The 22,917-nt window shown below is 58.8% G+C and carries 20 protein-coding genes; 18 read left to right on the top strand and 2 right to left on the bottom strand.

Annotated elements, in window-relative coordinates:
- The 6 genes from JQ611_RS28350 to JQ611_RS28325 all read left to right on the top strand — a co-directional run.
- Nucleotides 1–793 (top strand): glutathione S-transferase family protein (locus JQ611_RS28350; RefSeq protein ID WP_249133510.1); only part of this gene is annotated, 793 nt, incomplete at its 5' end.
- 70 nt (nucleotides 794–863) lie between these two features.
- A complete protein-coding gene (locus tag JQ611_RS28345) occupies nucleotides 864–1,448 on the top strand; it encodes a 2-hydroxychromene-2-carboxylate isomerase (protein WP_212467279.1) in 585 nt (194 codons plus the stop codon).
- A complete protein-coding gene (locus JQ611_RS28340; protein WP_212467278.1) occupies nucleotides 1,445–2,143 on the top strand; it encodes an SDR family NAD(P)-dependent oxidoreductase in 699 nt (232 codons plus the stop codon). Before JQ611_RS28345 ends, JQ611_RS28340 begins: the two co-directional genes overlap by 4 nt.
- A 378-nt stretch (nucleotides 2,144–2,521) precedes the next feature.
- Nucleotides 2,522–3,532, top strand: a complete 1,011-nt coding sequence (locus tag JQ611_RS28335; protein ID WP_212467277.1) for a nitronate monooxygenase family protein — start codon at nucleotides 2,522–2,524, stop codon at nucleotides 3,530–3,532.
- Between the two features lie 258 nt (nucleotides 3,533–3,790).
- Nucleotides 3,791–4,447 (top strand): TetR/AcrR family transcriptional regulator, encoded by a 657-nt coding sequence (locus JQ611_RS28330; protein WP_212467276.1) that lies wholly within the window; start codon nucleotides 3,791–3,793, stop codon nucleotides 4,445–4,447.
- 117 nt (nucleotides 4,448–4,564) lie between these two features.
- Nucleotides 4,565–4,696: a LysR family transcriptional regulator gene (locus JQ611_RS28325; protein ID WP_212467275.1), complete on the top strand. Its 132-nt coding sequence runs from the start codon at nucleotides 4,565–4,567 to the stop codon at nucleotides 4,694–4,696.
- 614 nt (nucleotides 4,697–5,310) lie between these two features.
- On the opposite strand, the gene JQ611_RS28320 is transcribed toward JQ611_RS28325, so the two are convergent.
- Complete coding sequence (locus tag JQ611_RS28320) at nucleotides 5,311–6,528, bottom strand: aminotransferase class V-fold PLP-dependent enzyme (RefSeq protein ID WP_283816785.1); 1,218 nt, start codon at nucleotides 6,526–6,528, stop codon at nucleotides 5,311–5,313.
- A 228-nt stretch (nucleotides 6,529–6,756) separates the two neighbouring features.
- Between JQ611_RS28320 and JQ611_RS28315 the strand changes: the two genes are divergently transcribed.
- Nucleotides 6,757–7,974: a diaminopropionate ammonia-lyase gene (locus JQ611_RS28315; protein WP_212467273.1), complete on the top strand. Its 1,218-nt coding sequence runs from the start codon at nucleotides 6,757–6,759 to the stop codon at nucleotides 7,972–7,974.
- 26 nt (nucleotides 7,975–8,000) lie between these two features.
- Here the strand turns inward: JQ611_RS28315 and JQ611_RS28310 are convergent, their stop codons facing one another.
- Nucleotides 8,001–8,483: an Lrp/AsnC family transcriptional regulator gene (locus tag JQ611_RS28310; RefSeq protein ID WP_212467272.1), complete on the bottom strand. Its 483-nt coding sequence runs from the start codon at nucleotides 8,481–8,483 to the stop codon at nucleotides 8,001–8,003.
- A gap of 133 nt (nucleotides 8,484–8,616) precedes the next feature.
- Between JQ611_RS28310 and JQ611_RS28305 the strand changes: the two genes are divergently transcribed.
- The 11 genes from JQ611_RS28305 to JQ611_RS28255 all read left to right on the top strand — a co-directional run bounded on the left by JQ611_RS28305 (nucleotide 8,617) and on the right by JQ611_RS28255 (nucleotide 22,495).
- The gene (locus JQ611_RS28305) at nucleotides 8,617–9,732 is read left to right on the top strand and encodes an ABC transporter substrate-binding protein (protein WP_212467271.1); all 1,116 of its coding nucleotides are present in this window, start codon (nucleotides 8,617–8,619) and stop codon (nucleotides 9,730–9,732) included.
- A 27-nt stretch (nucleotides 9,733–9,759) separates the two neighbouring features.
- Nucleotides 9,760–11,532: an ABC transporter permease subunit gene (locus JQ611_RS28300; protein WP_212467270.1), complete on the top strand. Its 1,773-nt coding sequence runs from the start codon at nucleotides 9,760–9,762 to the stop codon at nucleotides 11,530–11,532.
- A 179-nt stretch (nucleotides 11,533–11,711) separates the two neighbouring features.
- Entirely contained in the window at nucleotides 11,712–12,854 is a 1,143-nt protein-coding gene (locus tag JQ611_RS28295; RefSeq protein WP_212467269.1) for a Xaa-Pro peptidase family protein, read from the top strand.
- A complete protein-coding gene (locus tag JQ611_RS28290; protein WP_212467268.1) occupies nucleotides 12,851–13,978 on the top strand; it encodes an ABC transporter ATP-binding protein in 1,128 nt (375 codons plus the stop codon). Before JQ611_RS28295 ends, JQ611_RS28290 begins: the two co-directional genes overlap by 4 nt.
- Nucleotides 13,979–14,115: 137 nt before the next feature.
- Entirely contained in the window at nucleotides 14,116–15,588 is a 1,473-nt protein-coding gene (locus JQ611_RS28285) for a M20 family metallopeptidase (protein WP_212467289.1), read from the top strand.
- 534 nt (nucleotides 15,589–16,122) lie between these two features.
- Nucleotides 16,123–17,523, top strand: a complete 1,401-nt coding sequence (locus JQ611_RS28280) for a CmpA/NrtA family ABC transporter substrate-binding protein (protein ID WP_312012195.1) — start codon at nucleotides 16,123–16,125, stop codon at nucleotides 17,521–17,523.
- Nucleotides 17,524–17,528: 5 nt separating this feature from the next.
- Nucleotides 17,529–18,371 carry an ABC transporter permease gene (locus JQ611_RS28275; protein ID WP_212467267.1) on the top strand — a complete coding sequence of 281 codons (843 nt, stop codon included), beginning with the start codon at nucleotides 17,529–17,531 and terminating at the stop codon, nucleotides 18,369–18,371.
- 4 nt (nucleotides 18,372–18,375) lie between these two features.
- The gene (locus JQ611_RS28270) at nucleotides 18,376–19,173 is read left to right on the top strand and encodes an ABC transporter ATP-binding protein (RefSeq protein WP_212467266.1); all 798 of its coding nucleotides are present in this window, start codon (nucleotides 18,376–18,378) and stop codon (nucleotides 19,171–19,173) included.
- A 194-nt stretch (nucleotides 19,174–19,367) separates the two neighbouring features.
- Complete coding sequence (locus tag JQ611_RS28265) at nucleotides 19,368–20,261, top strand: LysR family transcriptional regulator (protein WP_212467265.1); 894 nt, start codon at nucleotides 19,368–19,370, stop codon at nucleotides 20,259–20,261.
- A gap of 88 nt (nucleotides 20,262–20,349) precedes the next feature.
- Nucleotides 20,350–21,333: a molybdopterin-dependent oxidoreductase gene (locus tag JQ611_RS28260; protein WP_212467264.1), complete on the top strand. Its 984-nt coding sequence runs from the start codon at nucleotides 20,350–20,352 to the stop codon at nucleotides 21,331–21,333.
- A 91-nt stretch (nucleotides 21,334–21,424) separates the two neighbouring features.
- Nucleotides 21,425–22,495, top strand: coding sequence for a carbon-nitrogen hydrolase family protein (locus tag JQ611_RS28255; protein ID WP_212467263.1), 1,071 nt, complete (start codon nucleotides 21,425–21,427; stop codon nucleotides 22,493–22,495).
- Nucleotides 22,496–22,917: the final 422 nt, after the last annotated feature.

The raw sequence follows: 22,917 nt of genomic DNA, 5'->3' as shown, positions 1-22,917 counted from the left end.
CACTATGGCCGAGGTGCGGATCTTTTCCTACTTGCCCAATCCTCGTGTTTGGAAGGCGGTCATCGCCGCGCGCATCGCCGGCGTCGCGTTGGAGGTGCGGGGTGCCGCGGGCGCCGAACTTGTGGACTGGCTTTGGGATTTCGACGCTCGCCCGCTGAGCGAAGTGTCCGCCGAAGAACGCTCAGCCGCGGAGCGGGTGGGCCGCATCGGGTTCAAGGGCCGCAAGCTCTACAAGACCGATGCCTTCCTTGCGGCCCAGCCGTTCGGGACGGTCCCCGCGGGTTTCAGTGGGGACGGACAGGTCGGCATTTTCGAGTCCAACAGCATCATGCGCGCGGTCGCCCGCCAGGCGGAGCGGAGCGGTCTATATGGCCGCGATCCATTCGAGGCCTCGCGGATCGACAGCTTTCTGGATGTCAGTCTGGTGTTCGGCCGCGACGCACAGATCTACCTGCTCGCCATGCAAGGCTCCGAACTTGCCGCGGATGTCCACGCTCGCGCCGACGAAGCTTTCACGACCTACATGGCCGGGATCGACCGGGCCTTGCAGCCGGCGCGCCAGGCCCTGGTGGGCGAGGGGATGAGCCTGGCCGACATCTGCTTCGCCTGCGAACTGGCCCTGTTCCACAATGAACTGGACCGTCGCGAAGCCCTGAGGACACTCGGCAAGGCCCCGTTCCTAGACAACGCCCGGGAGCGGTTTCCCCGCGCCATGGCGCACTTCGACCGCCTTGCGGCTAATCCGGCGTTCGCGCCAGAGTTTGGGCCCTATCTCGCGAAGCTCGCAGCATAGCGCGCATCCGCCGATGGCCGCCAGATGATCAACATCATGCAGAACGACGCTTGCGTCAAAGGAGCTCCAAATGAGAACGCTCGATTTCTATTTCGACTATCGCAGCCCCTACACCTTCCTGGCGCTGTCCCAGCTCCGGCAGATGCACGTCGAGATCGTATTCCGTCCGTTCGAGATCCGGGCCTTGATGAAGCTGGTCGGGAACGTGCCGACCAGCATCACATGCGCATCCAAGGGTCGGTATGTGCAGTCGGACCAGCAGCGATGGTCGATCCATTATGGGGTTCCGCTCAATCGGCACCCTCAGGCGTCGGAGCTTGACGTCAGCCGGCTGTTGCGCGCCACGCTCGTGGCCGGGCAGCTGGGCGCCATGCCCGCGGCGGTGAAGGCCATCTTCAAGGCGTTCTGGTCGACCCCGGCGCCGTTGGCGACGGCGACCGAGGTCGCGGCCCTGCTTGGCGCCGAGGGTCTCGACGCCAAGGCGCTTGAAAGTCGGATGGACGACCCGGCTGCGCACGTTCTTTTGGAGGAGGCGACTGCAGAGGCGGCCGCGCGCGGCGTGTTCGGCTCGCCGACCATGTTCGTGGGGGACGAGATGTTCTTCGGCAATGACCGCTTGGACTTCGTGCGAGATCGCCTGGCGCGCGCCGCATGATGCCGCTCGCCATCATCACCGGCGTCGGGCCGGGCACCGGCTCAGCCATGGCCCGGCGGTTCCACGACGGCGGCTACAAGGTCGCCATGCTGGCGCGTACGGCCGAGCGCTTGGCCGATCTCGAGAGCGAGCTTCCGAACGCTTTTGCGGTCCCCTGCGATGTGGCCGACCCTGTGGCGCTCGCGGCCGCCCTCGAAGGCATCGAGCAACGCGCCGGCGCACCCAAGGTGGTGATCCACAACGCGGTGGGCGGGGCCTTTGGCAACTTCCTCGACATCGAGCCGGAAGTTCTCCAGCGGAATTTCCTGATCAATGTCATGGCCCTGCTGCACCTGGCCCGGTGGGCGGCGCCGCGGATGGAGGCCGCAGGGGGCGGCGCCTTGCTGGTCACGGGCAACACCTCGGCCTTCCGCGGCAAGGCCGGCTTTGCTGGCTTCGCGCCAACCAAGGCGGCGCAGCGAATCCTGACCGAGGCCATTGCCCGCGAAATGGGGCCGCGGGGCGTGCACGCGTCCTTCATGATGATTGACGCCGTCATCGACGTTCATTGGGCCCGCGCGCGGTTCAAGGACAAACCAGATGACTTTTTCATCAAGCCATCCGACATCGCCGAAGAGGTCTGGCACGTCACCCACCAGCCGCGTTCGGCCTGGTCCTTCCTGACCGAAGTGCGGCCCTTCCGCGAGTCCTGGTGATCGGAGGCGTTCAGCTCAATTGCGGCCGACGGGAACCAGACCGCCACGTGCAGGCACTACCGCTCCTGCGATCCCGCGTCTTCTGAAGCGGTACGGCCTGAATATCGATGACATCGATCTCTAGGAGCTGAATGAAGCCTATGCTCTCCAAGTGCCTACTGCCGCGACAAGCTCGGCATTGACCCGAACAAGCTGAACGTCAATGGCGGTCCGATCGCGATCGGCCTATGGCATGACCGATGCCCGGATGACGGTCACATCCTGATCGCGGGGAGGCGGGGCGAAGTACGGCGTGGTGAACAACATGGTTTCGATGGCGGCATAGGCGTGGCGGGCCTGTTTGAAATCGTCAACTGATCGGAAAGCGGAGAATCACACGTGAAGACAGCAATCACTGAACTGTTCGGCATCCAGCATCCGATCATCCAGGGCGGCATGCATTATGTTGGCTTCGCCGAGATGGCCGCAGCGGTGTCGAACGCTGGCGGTCTCGGCATCATCACCGGCCTCACCCAGAGGACGCCGGAATTGCTGGCGAAGGAAATCGCGCGATGCCGCGACATGACCGACAAGCCGTTCGGTGTGAACCTTACCTTCCTGCCCAGCTTCACCGCGCCCCCCTATCCGGAATACATCGCCGCTATCAAGGAAGGTGGCGTCAAGGCGGTGGAGACCGCCGGCCGCAGCCCCGAGCAGTACATGCCCGCGCTGAAGGCGGCCGGAATCAAGGTGATCCATAAATGCACTTCGGTGCGGCATTCACTGAAAGCCGAGAAGATTGGCTGCGACGCCGTCAGTGTCGACGGTTTCGAATGCGGCGGCCATCCCGGCGAGGATGATATCCCGAACATGATCCTGCTGCCGCGTGCGGCGGATGAACTGAAGATTCCGTTCGTGGCCTCCGGCGGCATGGCGGATGCGCGGAGCCTCGTTGCCGCGCTGTCGATGGGCGCCGCAGGCATGAACATGGGCACCCGCTTCATCGCGACCAAGGAAGCTCCCGTCCATGCCAATGTAAAGCAGGCCTTGGTCGACGCCACCGAACTTGACACGGCGCTGGTGATGCGTGCGCTGCGCAACACCGAGCGCGTGTTGAAGAACAAGGCTGTCGATCAACTGCTCGAGATTGAGCGCGAGAAGGGGGCGAGCCTCAAGATCGAGGACATTCACGAGCAGGTCGCGGGTGTCTATCCCAAAGTGATGGTCGATGGCGATATGGAGGCCGGAGCCTGGAGCTGCGGCATGGTGGTCGGGCTGATCCACGATATCCCGACGGTAAAGGAGCTGATCGATCGCATCATGACGGAAGCCGAGCAAATCATCCGGAAGCGGCTGACCGGCTTCCTTGACAGCGAGGTCGCGAATGCGACTGCCCGCGCTGTTGCTTGACGAAAAACGTTTACGACTGGCCGGTCAGATTGCGAGATCGGCGGTGACTCATCGCTTTCTCCGGCCGTCCTGGTCAGCAATCGACCAGCTAACGATTAACACTTTGAAGGGGTCGAACCTGCCGTACCACGCTCAGCCAATGCGGCGCGAGGAGGTTGCAATGGGATCTCCGATCTTAGTGACTGGTGCCGCAGGCATCGTTGGTCACGGAGTATGCGGGCCGTTGAGAGCGTCTGGGACATAACGGAACAATACACGATGCGCTACAGCAAGGGTCACCGGGACGAAACTGCTGCGCGGATCCTGGATCACGCGTCGGTGCGCATTCGAGAACAAGGACTCGAAAGCATAACTGTCGCCACTCTTATGAAGATGGCCGGGCTTACCCACGGCGGCTTCTATTTGCATTTCGAATCCCGCGATGACCTGATCGATCAGGCGTTCGCGAAAGCGATGGAACGCTCTGTCGAAGTATGGCGGCGAATTTCCGATCGGGCAGATGGCGGTCAATGCCTGGCAAGCATTGTCGAGTTCTACCTCGCGGAGCGTCATCGTCTAGACGTCGGAAACGGTTGTGCGCTGCCTGCGCTGACCACTGAGGTGCCGCGTTCGACCCCGGCGATCAGGAGCGCATTTGTGGCAGGGATTGAGGAGATGATTGGCATCCTGGCCGGACAGATGTGCGGATCGAAGCAGGAGCAGCGCAGGGATGCGATAGCGACCCTATCCGTCATGGTTGGTGCACTGGTGCTCGCCCGAGCGACCGGCCATACACCTCATCTATCAGACGAGATCTTAAACGCAGGTCGCCATGCTGCCTTGCAAAAGGAGCGCATCAGGCCTTCCGCGGCCAACAGAACTCGACGGCGAAAGAGTTCTGCTTCTCGGGGCCGGAAATCAAGGCTCCCAGCGTGACCATTGGCAATTTCCTTCTGTCTAGCGGAAACGAGCACCGAGCCTTCTCAGACAATTCGAACAGGCATGGTCGGGGTCGACGCCTTCCGTGCGTCGAAGCGGCCATGGAGGCTGAGAATGGAATTGCGTCCGACGGAAGTGCACTTCGGAACGGCCGCCGAGAGTCTCGGCATCGCGCCGCCGGCACTCACGCAGCAAATTCGGGCATCGAGCGCGAACTCGGCGCCGAACCTCGGCATGGAAGACTAACGCCATCCACTATGTTCGGTTCCCGGCATTACCGAAGCTTGGTTGGCAAGCTCCGGAGCAGCGAGTCTCGCGGGTTAGGGTATGAAGACGCCCCAGCGCGGCGGCGAACTGAGACCATCTCAGAGCACTGGATGTGCGCCGGGGCGACCCAGCACGCCGCGTTAATCACGCCGGAGATCGTGCGTTCCTATTTCCTCGCGCCTCTGCCGCCACTGCGTTGGCGACGGCATCATCAATTACCGCCTGAGCACGCGCTACCGCGAGCGGCCGGTTTCGTGACCTGCCGGTCTTCTCTAAATTACCGGGAAGATGGACGGTCCAAATCCATCCGAGAGGATTGGCGGCCTGGACGACGGTAAACTCGATGCCCTTGTGTTCCATAATGAACAAACAAATAGCCGTAGAATGCCTTGCGCACAACAGCCAGTAATTGATGCGCGCCCGGCTTCGGATCGCCGAAGAGACACGGCGGTGTACTTGTAAGTGCCGCGGTTTCTTTAAGCGGGTGTTCGCTTGCTCACCGCGTAGCTCGCACTCGCCCATGAGATCCAACCGTTGAATGCGCTCCAATAGTTGATCCGTAACGGAGCAATTTGCCGACGGTATTCGGAATGTCATACCGGCATCTGACGGAGCACTTCTACCAGATATCGTATCTCAGCGGTCGTATTGTAATAGTGAGGCGAGGCGCGGACGATGTCTGGAAGTTTTCTCCGTGTCGCATCGAGCGGCGTGCTCGTCGGTGGTGATACAGATACGTTGATCCGCTTAGATACGAGATAGCGCATAACGTCGCGCGCGCTCATATCACGAATTGTGAAGGAAACGATGGAAGCGGGACGGTCCCCAAGGTCATGAACTGCCACTCCGGGGATTTCTGATAGTTCGCCGCGTAATTCGTCAGACAATGAGCGGCAACGTCGTTCGATCTTGCCGAGTCCGAGTTCAAGTGCGTAATCGACGGCAATCCCAAGCCCAAGCCGAGCGGCGTAGTTTGCTTCCCAGGTTTCAAATCTTCGGGCGTCAGGCCTGAGCTCGTAGTGATATTGCCCTTTCAGGGACGCTCCAAACAGGTCGATCGTGGCGGGTTCCAGACCTTTGAGGAAGTCCTGTCGGACATACAAAAAGCCCGTACCTCGAGGACCGCGCAGGAACTTGCGTCCCGTTGCAGTGAGCATATCGCAGCCGAGCGCAGAGACGTCGATCGGCATTTGTCCTGCCGCTTGGCAGGCGTCTAACAGGTACGGAATGCCGTGTGCACGTGCGATCCGGCCAACGGCCTCTGCCGGATTCACGAGACCGCCATTTGTGGGCACCCACGTAATGGCGATCAGTCGTACCCGCGCATCAATCATGCGATCGAGTGCATCGGGGTCAAGGACGCCGTTAGCATCGTCCGGTATGATATCTACCTGCGCGCCGGTTCGGCTTGCCATCTGCAAGAAGGCGATATAGTTGGCCGCAAATTCCGTAGTCGTCGTGAGAATGCGGTCACCCGGGCCGAAGCGCAACGAGTAGAAGGCTCGCTGCCATGCGAGCGTGGCGTTCTCCGCCAGCGAAATCTCTTCCCGCTTGGAACCGATTAGCATCGCGATGCTGTCATATACGCGTTCAAGGCGCTCAGCATTTTCAGCGCTTGCCTCGTAACCGCCGATTGCCGCTTCACGCTGAATGTATTCAATCATGCCCTCAACAACGGGCTTGGGCATAAGCGCGGCGCCCGCATTATTGAGGTGGATTCGATTTGCTGCGCCGGGTGTATCACCTCGCAAACGCTCGACATCAACGTCCGCGAAGTCCTCGAAGTCCGGATTGCTCGTTGACTGCCTCAGTTGTCGCTCCTGCTCGTTCCGGTCCCACCTCAATCCTAGCAGATGGCTACCTGCGTTCGATCATACATGTCTCGGACGATATCAGTCGGCCGTTGACCAAACTCGGCATTTTGAAGCCATCTATGCAAAAAACGTTCGCGATTGGCTGCAAAAATTGCGCGAATCGGCCCTGTGCCTTGGCAAAGTACCACTCAATGCCAATCGGACTTGCCCGCAAGGAGAGTGATTTTGGGAGCACCTATCAAGCTTATGGGGACTGCGTCGGGGGAGTCGTCCAGCCATCGGCCGGTGTTGCTGCGCAGTCAGACATCCGCCCCGACGCAACTTCCCTGGTGGTGCGAACGAAACGCTGGTGATGAACCTCTCCGCCTGCTTCAAACTTGTCCGCGCTACGCTCCGACCCCCCTGATTTCCTTGCCTGGTCTGGCCGAGCGGCTAGGTCTCGGCGAGGTCTGGATCAAAGACGAAACGCAGCGCCTTGGAATCGGTAGTTTCAAGGGGCTCGGCGGCGCTTATGCTGTGCTGAAGCTTGCCCTGACGTACGTCGGGAAACGCAAGGGGCGCGCGATCTTGCCGGCAGAGTTGCTGGAGCCCGGCATGCGTTCATTGTTCTCGGAGCTCACATTCTCTTGCGCGTCAGACGGCAATCATGGGCGCTCCGTTTCGGCTGGTGCGAGGCTTATCGGAGCGCGAGCAGTGGTGTTCCTCCACGAAGGGGTGACTGACGAGCGAGCCGCTCATATCACGCGGCTCGGCGCTACAATCGTGCGTGTTGCTGGGGACTATCACGACTCGGTCGAGGCTGCCGCCAAAGCCGCTTCTCAGGACGGTTGGATCGCTGTTCCGGACACAGTTGGTCCCGGCGAGGATGACACCGCTTGTACTTTTGTGGTTCAGGGATATGCCGTCTTGATTGACGAGATCGTTGCAGCGATCGCGGGGCAACGGTTCCCCTTCACGCATGTCCTGGTTCAGGCTGGTGTCGGAGGTCTCGCGGCGAGCGTGTTCGGTCATGGTCGGGCGCGTGAACTGTTTGGACCCGATACCCATCTGTGGATCGTTGAGCCGGAACGGTCTGCTTGCCTTTACGAGAGCGCTCGTGCCGACACGCCGGTGCGTCTTCCCCCAGGACCGCCTACAAACATGTCAATGCTCGAGTGCCAAAGTCCGTCACTGATGGTTTGGCCGCTCATCAATTCCATGGCCACGGGCTTTTTAACGGTCAGTGACGAGGAAGCCGGCGAGGCCGTGCGTCTACTCGACCGGGGAGCGTCAGGCGACGCACGTCTTCGGGTGGGCGAGTCAGGCGCGGCGGGCTTGGCGGGCCTCATCCGAGCGGCGGAAAATGAGGACCGAGCAAGGCTTGCGCTCGACCGGTCCTCGAAAGTCCTGCTCTTCGCGACAGAAGGCCCCACCGATCTCTCTGTTTGGAGCGGAAGCCGTTAGCAAGCGCAGAAGCGTGCACATCCCCGCTATGAGACGTCGAGATTGATACGGGTAGTGAACTTAACCGTCTGCATTGCCACGAAGGTGCTGAACGACTTGATGTTCTTGTCGGGGAAGAATGCTCTCTCGGTGAATGCTCCATACTCCTCCATCGAGCCTGTATTAACGACTAGTATGAAGTCGGCCGAGCCGGTTACGTAATAGCATTGCGTGACCTCTGGATAGGCGCTCATTCGTTTCTTGAACGTATCGAGAAGGTCGAGTTGCTCTTGTTCAAGCGCAACCAGCACGATCGACGTCACCCGCGTTCCCGCGACCGACGGCGAGATGATCGAGACGTCGGACAGGATAGCGCCATTCTCGCGCAACCGTCGCAGTCGGCGCAGGCACGACGTCGGCGAGAGGCCCACACGTTCCGCGAGCTCTTCGGAGGTCTGCTGATTGTTCTCCTGAAGCAGCATAAGCAACTTGAGATCAAGGCGGTCGAGATCTATCCGCGTGCTGGCCACTTAAAAGTTCCTTAAGATTGCAGTTATCCGGCGTCCGAGAGCACGAAAACGACGAATTCCGTCGCTGGCATGTCACATTATATGCACGAAGAGGGCCTGAGCAAGCATTTGTAAAATCGGCAGGGAGGCAGCCATGGTGGACATCGTAAGACGCAGACTTCTTCAGGGCACCGCGTTGGTCGGAGGCCTTGCGGCGACACGCTCGCTGTTTCCCGCTCCCGCGGTCGCTCAAATTCCCAAGAGCACCGGCGAAATCGTCGTTTACGACGGTGGCGGATCATGGGGCGAGGCCAAACGGATCGCCTACTTTGAGCCCTTCGAGCGCGAGACCGGCATCAAGGTGATCGCGCAACCGCGCACTGATACGGGAGCCGCGCGGGCGAGCGTTCTCGCCGGGGCGCCTCGCTACGACGTCATGATCCTGCCGGGCGGCAAGGCGCCGACTTTCGAGCGAGACAATCTGCTACTTCCCATCGATTACGGCTATTTCGACAAGACCGACCTTGATTCATTTAATCCAATCAAGGTCGGCAAGTTCACGGTGCCGGCAATCATCTATTCGCTGCTTATCGCTTACGACTCGTCCAAATTCACGTCCAGCGCGCCAACTTCTTGGGCGGACGTATGGGACGTCCAGAAATTTACGGGACGACGTTCATTGATGGCCGGAATATGGGCCTCGGACGGCGGCACGTTCGAGGCAGCGCTGTTGGCGGATGGCGTTGAGCCGTCGAAGCTCTACCCCTTGGATTGGAATCGCGCGTTCAAGAGCCTGGCGCGCATCAAACCCAATATCGTGAAATGGTGGAATACGGGTGCCGAAGCGCCTCAGCTCATCATCGACAAGCTGATTACAGCTGGCAGCGCCTGGAATGGTCGGGTTTCCGCCGCCAACGAGCAGGGCGCGAAGATAGGCTACACGTGGAATCAAGGCATGTTGCAATATGATTGCTGGGTCGTTTTGAAAGGCGCGAAAAACGTCGACAATGCCTTCAAGTTCCTCGCCTTCTCGGCACGCGCCGAAAATCAGGCGAAGTTCGTCCAGCATATTCTGTACGCGCCACCGAATTCGCGCGCCTACGAGTTCGTGCCGCCTGAACGCGCCAAGCTTCTGCCCACGTCAACAGAAGCGCGCAAGCAACAGTTCGTGCAGGACTATGAGTTCTGGACTGCGGCGGGCGCCGGCGGTCGCGCGAATAATGAAATCGCCGTCGCTCAATGGGAAAGATGGATCTCCGGCGCAAGGTAACCGCCAATGTCTAGTACGAGCATGCCGATGTCACGGGTGAGGAATGGACTGATCGGGCGAGGGCTCATTCCCGTCTGGTTGCTCCTTCCGATCGTGGCGCTGTTCGCGGTCGGCTACGTCTTGCCGCTTTCGCAGCTCGTCCTCAAAAGCCTCCAGTCGGAGGGTAGTTGGTCTCTTAAGAGCTATCTGGAGATCGCGCACTCGCCCACATTCTTCTGGATCGTTCTGAGGACGCTCACGCTCGCTGCGACCGTGACGCTCATCTGTCTGCTTGTCGCATATCCGCTGGCCTACATGATAGCGCGATGCTCCCCGAGGGTGGCATCGCTGATGCTCCTCGTCGTGACGTTGCCGTACCTTACGAGTGTCCTGATACGTACCTACGGTTGGATTGTGCTGCTCGGCCCCAGCGGTCCAATTAACAAGACGCTCCTCCAACTCGGTGTAATATCCGAACCGCTCCAGATGGTGTTCAACGCTGCCGGCGTCTACATCGGCATGGTTCAGGTTCAACTGCCGCTGATGGTGTTTCCGCTGTATGCGGCATTGGCACGCGTCAATCCAAGCTTGACCAAAGCCGCGCAGAGCTTGGGGAGCCCGCCCACCGATGCGTTTCTTCGCGTGACGCTTCCAGCGTCAATGCCGGGGCTGGTCAGTGGCTGCACTCTCGTCTTTCTTTCTTGTCTGGGCTTCTACATCACGCCCGAGCTTCTTGGCGGCCCGGATGATTACCTCATCGCACAAGGCATTAGCCTCAGAGTACTGATTCTCGGCAATTTCAGCGACGCTGCAGCACAATCTTCCCTGCTTTTACTCGCCGTAATCATGATTTTTCTGGTTTTTCGACGCCGGATCGCAGAAGAGCTCGACGATAGTTCGCGCTTTGATGACATTTCACCGTTGGGGGCGACCGCCAGTGGGCTCGCTGCGCGCCGCCCGATTGTGGAACGAGCGTCGTTGCTGTCGCACCATGTCGGTCTGCGCATTCATGAGGCGCTCACGAGCGTTCGTCGGCCTCTGTTGCGTTTCTTCGCGGGCTTGGCGCTTCTGCTGCTTACCCTGCCCTTCGCGGTGGTCATTCCTCTGGCTTTCAGCGATGCGCCCTATCTGACATTCCCTCCGCCTGGCTATTCGCTCCGGTGGTTTTCTCGCTTGTTTAGCAACACTCAATGGCTAGACGCGCTGAGTTTCAGCCTTCGCTGGGCAGGGCTCTCTGCGCTTCTAAGCGTCGCCGTGGGAGTGCCGGCCGCGTTTGCACTGGTTCGTCATCGCTTTCCAGGACGGCTCGCAATCTATCTTCTCCTGATCTCTCCCCTAATCGTTCCGCACGTAGTCATGGCCGTGTCGCTCTTCTTCGCGCTGGCTGGTACGTCGCTGATCGGCTCTCCGTTAGCTTTCGCCCTCGGCTACGCGATCATTGGAGCGCCATACGCGGTCGTCGTGACGATAGCGGGCTTGAAGCGGTTCGACCGCACGCTCGAACGAGCAGCGACAAGTCTTGGTGCGAACCAAATCACGATCCTCCGGACGGTTACTCTTCCGCTTTTGCTCCCCACGCTCGCCAGCGCTGCGATTTTCGCTTTCATCGTGGGATTCGACGACGTGGTTTTTGGCCTCTTTCTGAGCGGGCCGAATGCCACACCGTTACCCATGAGGATGTGGGACAATATCCGCCTGGAGATCAGCCCGCAGATTGCCGTCGTCGCAGTAATGTTCTTGGCTGTGCTCGCCATTCTCGGCCTTCTCCGCCTCTTCGTTGGCGCGGCAATCGAAGGACGTCGATCGCAAGCCAAAACCTAATGTTGAGCGCGTGGTCCGTCCGATTTGTAGTGCTCTGTTTTCTACCGCGAGGCCATTAAGTTGAGGGAACCTATGAGGCGTTCCGTGATAAATACATCCGACAACTGTCGAGTCCCGCGATTTGACGTTGGACGTGTCGGGCGCGTCCATTCGCCAACGCTTTCGACGGGGCACCGTCCATGAGCCGCGATCTCACGTTTTCCCTCGCAGAGTACAGGCGCCGACTGGTCGCGGTGCAAAGGCTGATGGCCGATCGCGGCCTCGATTGCGCTATTCTCGACGAGCCGGAGATGATGGCGTGGCTTTCGGGTTACGCTGTCTCCGAAAATCTCTGGCGCGCATGCGTGGTGCCGGCATCAGGCGAACCATTGCTCCTCGTCCGCAAGCTTGACGTGCCTCCCGCTCGTCAACGCAGCTGGATGGAGGATATCGTCGGCTTCGGAGATTGGGACGATCCATTGGTGGTTTTGGTCGGCGCCCTGCGCGACAGAAAGATTGACGCCAAGCGTGTCGGCGTCGACTTCCAGTCGAATTCGTTTACCGTTCAGCGCTACCAGGCTCTTTGCAAGCTTCTGCCGGAGGCGGCGTTTTGCGACCTTGAACGCTCGGCATGGGACCTCAGGCGTTGCAAGTCCTCCGAAGAGATTTCTCATTTCAAGCGCGCGGGCGCACTCTTGGACAGCGCCCTCGAGGCAGCGGTGAATGAGGTAGGGCGAGGAAAGAGCCAACGTGACGTCGCGGCCGCAGCCGCAAGCGCGTATTATCGCCTCGGGTTCGACGATGGCTTTGTTGGCCCGCTGAACGTCGGATCAGGTTGGGATTCTCTCCACGGATTTTTGGAGGAACGGCCGCTGATCGACGGCGATATCGTCCATATCGAGCTCTTGCCTCGCTTGCGCTTTTATACCGTGCGCATCATGCGTTCCGTCATCGTGGGAGCGGCGACCGATGAGCAGAGGGCAGCGGCCAAGACGCTGATCTCCCTGCAGGACAGCCAGATCGCTGCGCTGCGTCCAGGGGCAGTCGCTGCTGACGTCGATCGCATCGTGCGGGAGGGGGTAGTCGCCGCCGGTCTTCGAACCAGCTACGACAACATCACCGGCTATACGCTCGGGGTGACGCCGCTCGTATCTCAGCATACCAGCGATTTGTACCGGTGCTTTACGCCGCGCGCGATTTGGGAGATCGAGGAAGGTATGGTCTTCCACATGTATACCTCGGCCGCAGGCCTGGCGATAAGTGAGTCCGTGCTAGTGACCAAAAACGGTGGCGAACGTTTGACTACAACACCACGTCAGATTTTCGAAACGGGTGCGAAATGACGATCACTGCAGGGATAACCGCCGACCAATCCGCCGCAATGCCTCTGACTACGAAGAATCAACGCGGCGCAGTGTCGGTGGACGCGATCACTAAGGCATTTGGATCGGTAAAGGCCGTCGACGGCGTCTCCTTGTCCGTACAACCTGGCGAGTTTGTAGCGTTGCTTGGATCCAGTGGATCGGGCAAGTCCACGCTCCTCATGATGATAGCCGGATTCGAGGCTCCCACTTCCGGCGACATCAAGCTGGATGGCGTCCGGATGAACGACGTTCCCGGACATCGCCGCGGCTTCGGAATGGTGTTTCAAAACTACTCTCTGTTCCCGCATATGAACGTTGCGGAAAACATTGCATATCCGCTGCGCAGACGGGGTATGGGCGGCCGCGATATTGAGCGTGAGGTGACGAAAGCGTTGAAGCTGGTGGCGCTTGACGGCTACGGCACTCGCCTTCCGAGCCAACTCTCCGGGGGTCAACAGCAACGCGTCGCGCTGGCTCGCGCCTTGGTGTTCCGTCCGCCGCTGCTGTTGATGGACGAGCCGCTCGGCGCGCTGGACCGGAAACTTCGCCAGCAGCTCCAGATGGAGATCAAGCTAATCCATAAAGAGGTGGGTAGCACCATCATCTTCGTCACTCACGACCAGGAAGAAGCGCTGTCCATGGCCGATCGTGTGGCAGTGCTTGAGCGTGGCCAATTGCAGCAGTTCGGATCACCCCGGCAACTTTACGAAGATCCCGCTACAGCCTTTGTCGCCGGCTTTATCGGCGAGATGAATTTCCTGCCAGTTGAGTTGCGAAGATCGAGCGGGGATGTTGGGGCAACTATTATCCCTCTTGGAACGCAGATTATTTTGCAAAAGAACCAGGTGATCTCAGAGGATGATCGCGGTCTGCTTGCGGTGCGGCCGGAATACATCCGTTTGGATCTCGACGACGATGCCACAGCGACAGTATTGGAGTCGGCTTATACCGGCATGAACCAAAGCGTGTTGGTGCAGGTGGGCGATATCAGGCTCACCGCGCGGACCGCAGTTGATCCGGGCCGGCCACTGTTCCAATCCGGCCAGCGAGTTCGCATCGCGATCGATGCCGAGCATACCCGGGTGTTTCCGGCTGCACCTTAGCTCCGGGCGTATCGGAATTGGCGGCCGCTTCGCACCACGCAATCGGAAGCAGCATAGCGATTGGCCATATCGTTCCGGAGGGCAGCGGACGGAACGATGGCGTTGTCGAATTTGTCGTCCAACGGAATAATCTGAAAATGAGCCGACGGGCCGCGATAGATCGTGCGACAAACTACCTGGATTCTGGAGTATTTCGGGCCTTGCTCTCGCGGCTGGTGGCGATCCAATCTGAGAGTCAGAATGCCGAATGCAAGGAGCAAAACGCTGACTATCTCGACTGTCTTCAGCGCATGCTTGAAGAACTCGGCTTCGAGTGCCGGCTATTGACCGCTGCAGATGCTCGCTTCCTCTACGCCGAGCGCATAGAAAGTCGGGAATTATTGACGGTGCTTGGATATGGCCACGGCGACGTGGTTCGGGGACTGGACGGTTGCTGGACCGGGGGAATGTCGCCTTGGATTCTCGCCGAGGCTGATGGCCGTTGGTACGGGCGTGGTACGGCGGACAATAAGGGACAGCATGCCATCAATATCACGAGCCTGCGCGCCGTTCTCGAGACAAGGGGGCGACTCGGATTTAATGCGAAATTTCTTATCGAAATGGGCGAGGAAATCGACTCTCCGGGACTGCGGGAATTATGTACTATGCACGGAGACCTCTTCCGTGCCGACCTTTTCGTCGCATCCGACGGACCGCGGCTATCTGAACATCGGCCTACTATATTTTTGGGTTCTCGCGGATGCATCACGTTTGACATTTCAATCACCGCGCGCGAAGGGGCCCACCATTCAGGCAATTGGGGCGGTCTTCTTTCCGATCCTGCGGTGCAGCTCGCACATGTATTGGCGACGATCGTCTCGTCGACCGGCCGCATTCTGATTCCAGCATGGGTGCCAACCGAGTTACCGGAGTCCGTGCGGCGTGTGCTTTCGGATTGTGATGTCGACGGCGGGCCCGATGGACCCACGATCGATCCGGAGTGGGGCGAGCCACAGCTGAGTCCTGCGGAGCAGGTCTACGGCTGGAGCTCGTTTGATGTTCTCGCAATGAAATGCGGAAACCCCGAGGCTCCGGTTAATGCTATTCCGCCGAGCGCATGGGCGCGCTGCCAGCTTCGCTTCGTTGTTGGCGTTGATCCTGACGATATTCTTCCGGCGCTTCGGCACCATCTGTCCCGGCATGGCTTCGATATGGTTACCGTGACGCCGAGCCCCGACGACGGCCTGTTTCTTGCTACCCGGCTTGATCCTGACGATCCCTGGGTTCGATGGGCAGAAGCGTCGATTGCTAGGACAACACAAAAGATCCCAGCTATCCTGCCCAATCTCGGCGGATCGCTTCCCAACGATATCTTCGCCAACATTCTGAAATTACGAACGCTTTGGGTGCCTCACGCGCACCCGGGATGCCGGCAACACGCGACAGACGAACATTTGCCCATCGCACTGGCGCGAGAAGCTTTAGGGATCATGGCTGGATTGTATTGGGACTTCGGCGAGAAGAAGACCTTGCCGCCAGCGCCTCGCGACTTTTTACCCGCGGGCGAAACGGCGGTCGAACCGACGCACGGCTACGAATTGCGGTCCATCTGTCGGGACGTTGACTGGTGAGCACAAGGTAGTCACAGGGCCTTCGACCAGGAGAATGTGCAACTATCCGCCCCGAACGCAGAAGGCACGAGTTAGATATGCGAAAGGCCGCAGCTCCATATGCGAGCCATCATTAGCGACGCCACGGCCAATTCCTTGTCATTTCAGCCACAGCGCAGGCGGTTGGTCGAGCAGGTCGTAATAGCCGGATGCCGGAAAGGTCGTTGCTGCGTTCAGTATGCTCCTCATCCACAATCGGGTCGCGCGCTTGAAGTGAAAGATCATGTACGAACGCCCTCGGAACTTGGATCTGGATGACAGGTTTCTCTTTCGCGCTCATCTTGCGCGCACAAAGCCAGCCTTCGAGCCGATCCACCGCGCCGCGAGGACCGAACGGCGTTCACGTCGGCATCGAAGATATTCTGGCAGTTGAATTGGTGGCGCCCACACCACCGGGTTTTGATCTATCGAAGATGTGCGCCTAGCACAAAACCAATCTCTGATTGCATATAATATGCTCTGCGAGGGACTGGCTGCGGAATATTGCAGGCATTGGTGCAGAATTTTGCCGTAGGCGAGTTGCGAACCGATGTTACGATTTGTGCCGAACATCTGAGGGAGGGAAAGCAGATGCATGATGCAGACCATCATCATCGTTTCACAGGCAACCATTGTAGCTGCGGTCAGCCTCGGCCGACGAATGTCAGCATTGAAGCCGCGGTAGCGGACGGTGTGGAGCAAGGCTTGTTGCACGGCCTTTTTCCTGAGCCCATGCTGCGGCGGGAGCTGCTTCGGGCGGTTGGGGCGAGCGCGATCATTGGCGCGCTTTCTAGTATTCTCCCGCTTGATGCCCTCAAAGCGATTGCCCAGGAGCGCAAGCCGCTCGAGAAGACCAAGCTCGCTGTCGGATTCTTACCGATCACTTGCGCCGTTCCGCTGATCTATGGCGAGAAGCTTGGCAGCTATAGCAAAGAAGGTCTGGAGGTCAGCCTTCAGAAAATTGCCGGCATCGCTTTGATCCGCGACAAGATGTTGAACGGGGAGTTGGACGTATCGCAACAGGTCATGCCGGTGGCGCTGACAATGAGCGCGGGCCTTGGCGGTAACGTGCAATCGATCAAGGTTCTCACTATCCTCAATCAGAATGGCAACTCTCTCGTTCTCGCCAACAAGCACAAGGACAACCGAAATCCCAAGAACTGGAAGGGATTTGTTTTCGCCGTCCCATTCGAGCAAAGCCACCAGACCCTGCAGCTTCGCAACTATTTGGCTACTGCCGGTCTCGATCCGGACCAGGACGTCCAGTACCGTATCGTTCCCCCCACCGAGTACGTGGCGAGCCTCCGCGTCGGGAGCATCGACGGGTTCTTCGGTGGCGAGCCCGGCGGTCAGCGGGCTGTTTACGAGGGGGCGGGATTTATCCATCTAATCTCGAAGGAGATATGGGACGGCCATCCGTGCTGCTCGGTGACGGCCCCTGAAAGTTGGATCCAGCAGAATCCGAACACTTTCATGGCGTTCTACCGCGCCATTATCGCGGCTAGTCTGCATGTCTCGAAGCCGGAAAACCGAGCCGGTATGGCGAAGGTGCTGTCCGGGCCGCAGTACCTCAACGCTCCTGAAATCGTGCTGGAGCAAGTTCTGAGCGGCACCTACGCAGATGGCCTGGGCGCGATAAAAAAGGATGCGCGCCGGATCGACTTTCAGCCATTTCCGCAATATTCGGCAGCGGTTTGGCTAATGACCCAGCTCAGGCGCTGGAACATGCTGAAGGAAGACGTCGACTATAAGGTGCTGGCCAAGAAGGTCATGCTCGCGACCGACGCAGGACGCATCATGCGCGAGCAAGGCGCGACGCCGCCCACGGTCGAATTCGGAACTGAAACAATCCTCGGCAAGGACTTTGATTCCAGCAAGCCGGAGGAGTATTTAGCGTCGATCAAGAAATCTGGCTGACGCCGATGTTGCGCCAACTGCAGCAGCCTTGGGTGGGGTCGGTAGCGATCTTCGTCGCGTTCGTTTGTGTCTGGGCGTGGTTTACGGCCATGCCCTCAGCGTCTATGAGTGGCGGTGACGCAGAATATGCTCGGCTCGCAGGTCAAAGCGCGCCAGGACAACAGGCCAGCGCTATTCCTTCGCCCTGGGCGGTCGCGCTCCGAGGTTGGGAGCTGATCACGCATGCGTTGGATCGTGACAACCCCAATAATTTAGGTATTGCATGGCACCTAACCTATTCAATGGGCAGGGTGGCTCTAGGCTTCACACTAGCTTTGATCGTCGCAGTTCCGTTGGGGTTCATGCTGGGATTATGGCCGGCATGCTATCGCGCCTTGGATCCCTTTATCCAAGTTCTCCGGCCGGTATCACCTCTCGCCTGGATGCCCCTTGCTCTCTACACGTTCCGAGACAGTACGATATCGACGATCTTCATAATTTTCATTTGTGCGGTTTGGCCGATGTTGATCAGCACGGCGACTGGAACAGCGTCCGTGCGCGCTGAGTGGCTGAACGTATCCCGCGTATTCGGACTTCCGCGGCTTGAGCACATCACTCGAGTCGTCTTTCCCGCCAGCGTGCCCATGATCCTATCGGGAATGCGCATCTCAATCGGCATTGCGTGGTTCGTCATAGTAGCAGCCGAAATGGTCGGGGCGCAAAGCGGCATCGGCTATTTCATCTGGAACGAATGGAATAACCTTCAGATTGCCAGCATGATCGTAGCTATTGTCCTGATCGGCGGCATTGGCTTGGCGCTCGACGTCATTCTAAAGCAAATTGGCGAACGCCTCAGCTTCCGGGAATAGGACGATGGCCGATCTAGATATCAATGATGTGTCGATGTCATTCGTGGACCGGTCGGGCAAGGAGCACTTGGCGCTAGATCGGATATCGCTCGCGATCGAACACAGCGAGTTCGTATGCTTGATCGGTCATTCCGGTTGTGGGAAGAGCACGTTGTTGAACATCGTGGCCGGTCTCCTCACGCCGACAGAAGGCGCCATTCGCTGCGCAGGTTCGACTATTACCGGACCTGGACCAGATCGAGCCATGGTCTTCCAAAGTCACGCTTTGCTGCCATGGATGACATGTGTCGAGAACGTTTATCTCGCCGTCAAGCAAGCGTTTCGAGGTGCGCCCAAGTCTGAGCTGATGGATCGGGCGGCGCAGGCGCTAAAGCTCGTTCACTTGGATCACGCGATTAACAAGTATCCCTTTGAACTTTCCGGTGGGATGAAACAACGCGTGGGCATTGCTCGTGCATTCGCCGTTCAACCCAAGGTGCTGTTGCTGGACGAGCCCTTCGGCGCGCTCGACGCGCTGACAAAGTCGAGCCTCCAGGACGAACTGGTGCGGATCGTCGAAAAGACGAGAACCACCGTCGTCATGGTTACCCACGATATCGACGAAGCCATTTTTCTTAGCGACAGGATAGTGGCTCTGTCCAACGGACCGGCTGCGCGGATCGGTCGAACTTGGAAAATCGAAACAGACCGCCCGCGCGATCGGCTTCAGTTGACGACAGATTTCGATAGCATCCAGTACCGAAAGGAGGTCCTCGAATTTCTGTACAAAAAACAGCCATTTCCCGAGCCCCAAAATAATTGATATCGCGGCCTGAATGGCGGTTGGCTGCTGGCCGGGCGCTCTGCAATGGTTAGGACGGCGGGCCTGGCGGTCTGAGTGCTCTTTATTGTCCCCGCAGACGCCAGTCTGGGCCTTGTATACGTCGAGACGACACTGGCAATTCCTCGCTACAGATGCGAACTTCGGAGTGTTCAGCAAAGGACGCGCGGGAGCGAATGTTCGATTGGAATGACCTAAAATTTTTTCTTGAGCTTGCCAGGCAGGGTCGCTTGATGCCGGCCGCTCGTCGCCTGAAGGTGGATCACACAACAGTCAGCCGCCGTATCTCCGAGCTTGAACGCGATCTCGGTATTAAGATATTCGACCGAAAGCCGGACGGCTTCGTTTTGACCGAGGACGGCCACAAGCTCTATCAGACCGCCGAGAAGATCGAAGGCGCGGCACTGATCGTTACGGAGGATTTCAGTGCTGCGCCGACCGAACCCACCGGCCGGGTCCGGCTCACAACCATGGAAGGTATCGCTGCCTTCTATCTCGCTGAGAAGCTGGTCCAATTTAACGAGAAGCATCCTGGCGTCGTTGTTGAGCTGGTCACCGAGAGGCACCTGATCAATCTCACAAAACGCGAGGCGGACGTCTGCATCAGTTTCGTGCCGATGGCTGGTCCCAAGTTGTCGGTCAAGAAAGCAGGTGAATTCAAGCTAGGACTTTTCGCGTCCCCAAAGTACATCGTGGACAGGGGCGCTCCCGCCTCGATGGAGGAGCTGAAGTCTCACGACTTCATCGACTATGTCGACGATCTGGTGGCAATCCAGCCAGTGCAATGGTTGCACGACGTGCTCGTACCGGAGAACGTGGTGTTCCGTTCGACAAGCATGGCCGCCCAGCAGAACGCTATTGGCGCGGGGCGGGGGATCGGCCTTTTGCCGTTCTTTTCGGCCAAAAAGGATCACCGCCTGGTGCGGCTCATGAAGGACGTCGTCGTCACTCGATCGTTGTTCATCTCCGTCCATGCCGATATCGAATACATGGGAAGAGTGCGCGCGTTGCTGCGCTTCCTTCACGAAACATTCAGGGCGGACCAGGCGTTTTTGAACGACTTCGATTGATCGAATTCGCGCAAGCCTATCTGCGGGATTTTTCGCCCAGCTTTTGACGGAGATCGACTAGGATGCCAGCTCCCATGAGAGCACTCCGATGCCGGACGATTTCACATACAAGGTTCGCGGTTTCTTCGGTAGGGTGCCGTCCGAACCCCATCACCTGACGGACCGGGTTACCCCGACCGAAGGCTGCATCGTACTATGCCATCTAGGCGTTCTGGAGGTAGCGGCCGGGGACGATTGGAAACTGGAAATCGGCGGTTTGGTCGAAAGGCCTGCAGAGTTCTCCGTCGGTCAACTGAAGAGCTTTCCAAGGACGGAAATCGTTTCTGTGCATCAATGTGCAGGAAGTCCGCTTGCACCCGATCAGCCCACGCAACGGGTTTGCAATGTGCGCTGGGGGGGCGTTCGTGTTGACTATCTGCTTGAGTTGGTAGGTGTGAAGCGGACAGCGAATTTCCTTTGGTCGCACGGTGCGGATTCCGGGGAATTCGGTGGCGTCGATTGTGGCCACTACCTCAAGGATCTGCCTCTCTCTCGGGCCGCAGAAGATGTTTTGCTTGCCTACGAGATGAATGGCTGCTCGCTTCTCCCGGAACACGGATATCCGCTGCGGCTTGTCGTCCCCGGCTTCTACGGCACGAACAGCGTCAAGTGGCTGCGCAAGATCGAACTTCGTCCCGAGCGGGCAACCGGGTTGTTCACGACGAAATGGTACAACGATTCAGCACCAGACGGATCTACCCGGCCGGTCTGGGAAATCGCACCCCAGTCGATCATCGTCTGGCCCAAACCGAGTAGCCAATTGAAAGTGGGCGATCGGATGCAGGTGTGGGGGTGGGCTTGGGGTGATGGCGGAATTGCTGCCGTCGAACTAAGCGCTGATGAGGGGCAGACCTGGCAAAAGTGCCGCTTGGAGCATGTATCGGGAAGAACTTGGAAGAAATTCATCTGCGATTGGGTCGTGCAGGAGGGGTGCACCGGGCTTCTTTCGCGGGCGGCATCCCAATCGGGCGACAGCCAGCCTCCCTTTGGACGACGCAACGCCTTTTATCGTTTGCCTATCTCTGTCCTCTGAAGACGCGCAACCGGCCGTGCACATTTTCCACATTCGCCGATGTACGGCCAGGGATTAGCCTACGGTGGTAGAAACAAGAGGATCATCTCAAATGCCGTCCAATTTGCCGCGTTTCAAAGCCGCCGCATGCCATACGTCTTCGGTCTTTCTGGATGCGGCGAAGAGCGCCGAAAAGGCTTGCGAACTAATCGCTGAGGCGGCGCGCAACGGGGCCTCTCTGATAGCTTTTCCTGAGTCATTCATCCCTGGATTTCCGGTATGGACGGCGCTGCAGGCGCCGATCATGTCGCACGATTTCTTCAGGGCGTTGTCCGCACAGGCGCTGCTTCTCGACAGTCCGGAATTGACCAAGATCAGAATGGCGGCCAAACGTCATGGCGTCGTGGTTTCCGTGGGCTTCACGGAAGGCACGATCGCCAGTCTGGGCTGCATCTGGAATTCCAATTTATTGATCGGCGAGGATGGGTCGATCTTGAACCATCACCGCAAGCTCGTTCCGACTTTCTATGAGAAGCTGGTTTGGGCGCCCGGAGACGCGCGAGGATTACGGGTGGTCGAGACACCGGTCGGTCGCGTTGGCATGCTGATTTGCGGGGAGAACACAAACCCGCTCGCCCGATATTCTTTGATGGCGCAAGGCGAACAAGTGCACATTTCAACCTATCCGCCGATCTGGCCGACTCGCCCATCCAAGGAAAAGGGTGGGTACGACCTTCGCAAAGCCATCGAAATCCGTGCCGGCGCTCATTCGTTCGAAGCCAAGTGCTTCAATATTGTTTCTTCGGCCTGCGTCGACGTCGGGATGAGGGATGCACTTGGCCAGGCAAATCCCGCGATGCTGGATATGATGGAAGGCACGCCTCACGCCGTGTCCATGATTCTCGATCCGACCGGCCAGATTATCAGCGACGTCCTTTCGGAGAGCGAAGGCATCGCCTACGCGGACATTGATGTCGCTCATTGCGTCGAACCGAAGCAATTCCACGACGTGGTGGGCTACTACAACCGGTTCGACGTGTTCTCACTGACCATCGACAGGTCGCAGCGCGATCCGGCGGTCTTCGTGGACGCGGAAGAAGTGGCCGACAAGTCGTCGCAAGCCTCGCATCGCGAGACGCTGAAACCAACCGCCTTCGAGCTTGAGCGTCTTGTCGCGAACTGACTGATCCAGCAGGGGGCCTGCAGATGAAGTGCTTTCTCCCAGATCTTGGAAATTCGCCTGAAGAGTCGACTGCGACAGACCGGGTCGCCGCACGACGGTGGCGGTCGCCGTCAGCAATGCAATCGCGACCGGGTACCTCAAACCAGAGTAGATGTGACTTGTGTCGCTGACGGGCGAGTGCCGCCGTGCTCCCGTGTAGAATCGGAATGTATAGGATCGCCGCAAGCAGTAAAGCCACCCTCGCCGAGGGTCGACAAATTGCATGAGATCAGCAGCAAAAGGGAGGCGCGACCGCTACTGAAGGGTTCGTGCAATACCATTTGCACAAAACCGCCGCGCGATTTTTCTCGTGATGTGGTACCGCACCTTGCGTCGAAGTCCTGATTGGCCGCTGGCCTATCGCAACTTCGATGGTTTCTCCC

Source organism: Bradyrhizobium sp. AUGA SZCCT0182 (assembly GCF_018130185.1).
Taxonomy (GTDB): domain Bacteria; phylum Pseudomonadota; class Alphaproteobacteria; order Rhizobiales; family Xanthobacteraceae; genus Bradyrhizobium.
This window is presented reverse-complemented; position numbering and strand designations above follow the sequence as displayed.

What these genes read in the sequence shown, in the direction of transcription:
- JQ611_RS28345 (WP_212467279.1), top strand. Translation starts at nt 864, where the DNA reads ATGAGAACGCTCGATTTCTATTTCGACTATCGCAGCCCCTACACCTTC.
- JQ611_RS28340 (WP_212467278.1), top strand. Translation starts at nt 1,445, where the DNA reads ATGATGCCGCTCGCCATCATCACCGGCGTCGGGCCGGGCACCGGCTCA.
- JQ611_RS28330 (WP_212467276.1), top strand. Translation starts at nt 3,791, where the DNA reads ATGCGCTACAGCAAGGGTCACCGGGACGAAACTGCTGCGCGGATCCTG.
- JQ611_RS28325 (WP_212467275.1), top strand. Translation starts at nt 4,565, where the DNA reads ATGGAATTGCGTCCGACGGAAGTGCACTTCGGAACGGCCGCCGAGAGT.
- JQ611_RS28305 (WP_212467271.1), top strand. Translation starts at nt 8,617, where the DNA reads ATGGTGGACATCGTAAGACGCAGACTTCTTCAGGGCACCGCGTTGGTC.
- JQ611_RS28300 (WP_212467270.1), top strand. Translation starts at nt 9,760, where the DNA reads ATGTCACGGGTGAGGAATGGACTGATCGGGCGAGGGCTCATTCCCGTC.
- JQ611_RS28295 (WP_212467269.1), top strand. Translation starts at nt 11,712, where the DNA reads ATGAGCCGCGATCTCACGTTTTCCCTCGCAGAGTACAGGCGCCGACTG.
- JQ611_RS28290 (WP_212467268.1), top strand. Translation starts at nt 12,851, where the DNA reads ATGACGATCACTGCAGGGATAACCGCCGACCAATCCGCCGCAATGCCT.
- JQ611_RS28285 (WP_212467289.1), top strand. Translation starts at nt 14,116, where the DNA reads ATGAGCCGACGGGCCGCGATAGATCGTGCGACAAACTACCTGGATTCT.
- JQ611_RS28275 (WP_212467267.1), top strand. Translation starts at nt 17,529, where the DNA reads ATGTTGCGCCAACTGCAGCAGCCTTGGGTGGGGTCGGTAGCGATCTTC.
- JQ611_RS28270 (WP_212467266.1), top strand. Translation starts at nt 18,376, where the DNA reads ATGGCCGATCTAGATATCAATGATGTGTCGATGTCATTCGTGGACCGG.
- JQ611_RS28265 (WP_212467265.1), top strand. Translation starts at nt 19,368, where the DNA reads ATGTTCGATTGGAATGACCTAAAATTTTTTCTTGAGCTTGCCAGGCAG.
- JQ611_RS28260 (WP_212467264.1), top strand. Translation starts at nt 20,350, where the DNA reads ATGCCGGACGATTTCACATACAAGGTTCGCGGTTTCTTCGGTAGGGTG.
- JQ611_RS28255 (WP_212467263.1), top strand. Translation starts at nt 21,425, where the DNA reads ATGCCGTCCAATTTGCCGCGTTTCAAAGCCGCCGCATGCCATACGTCT.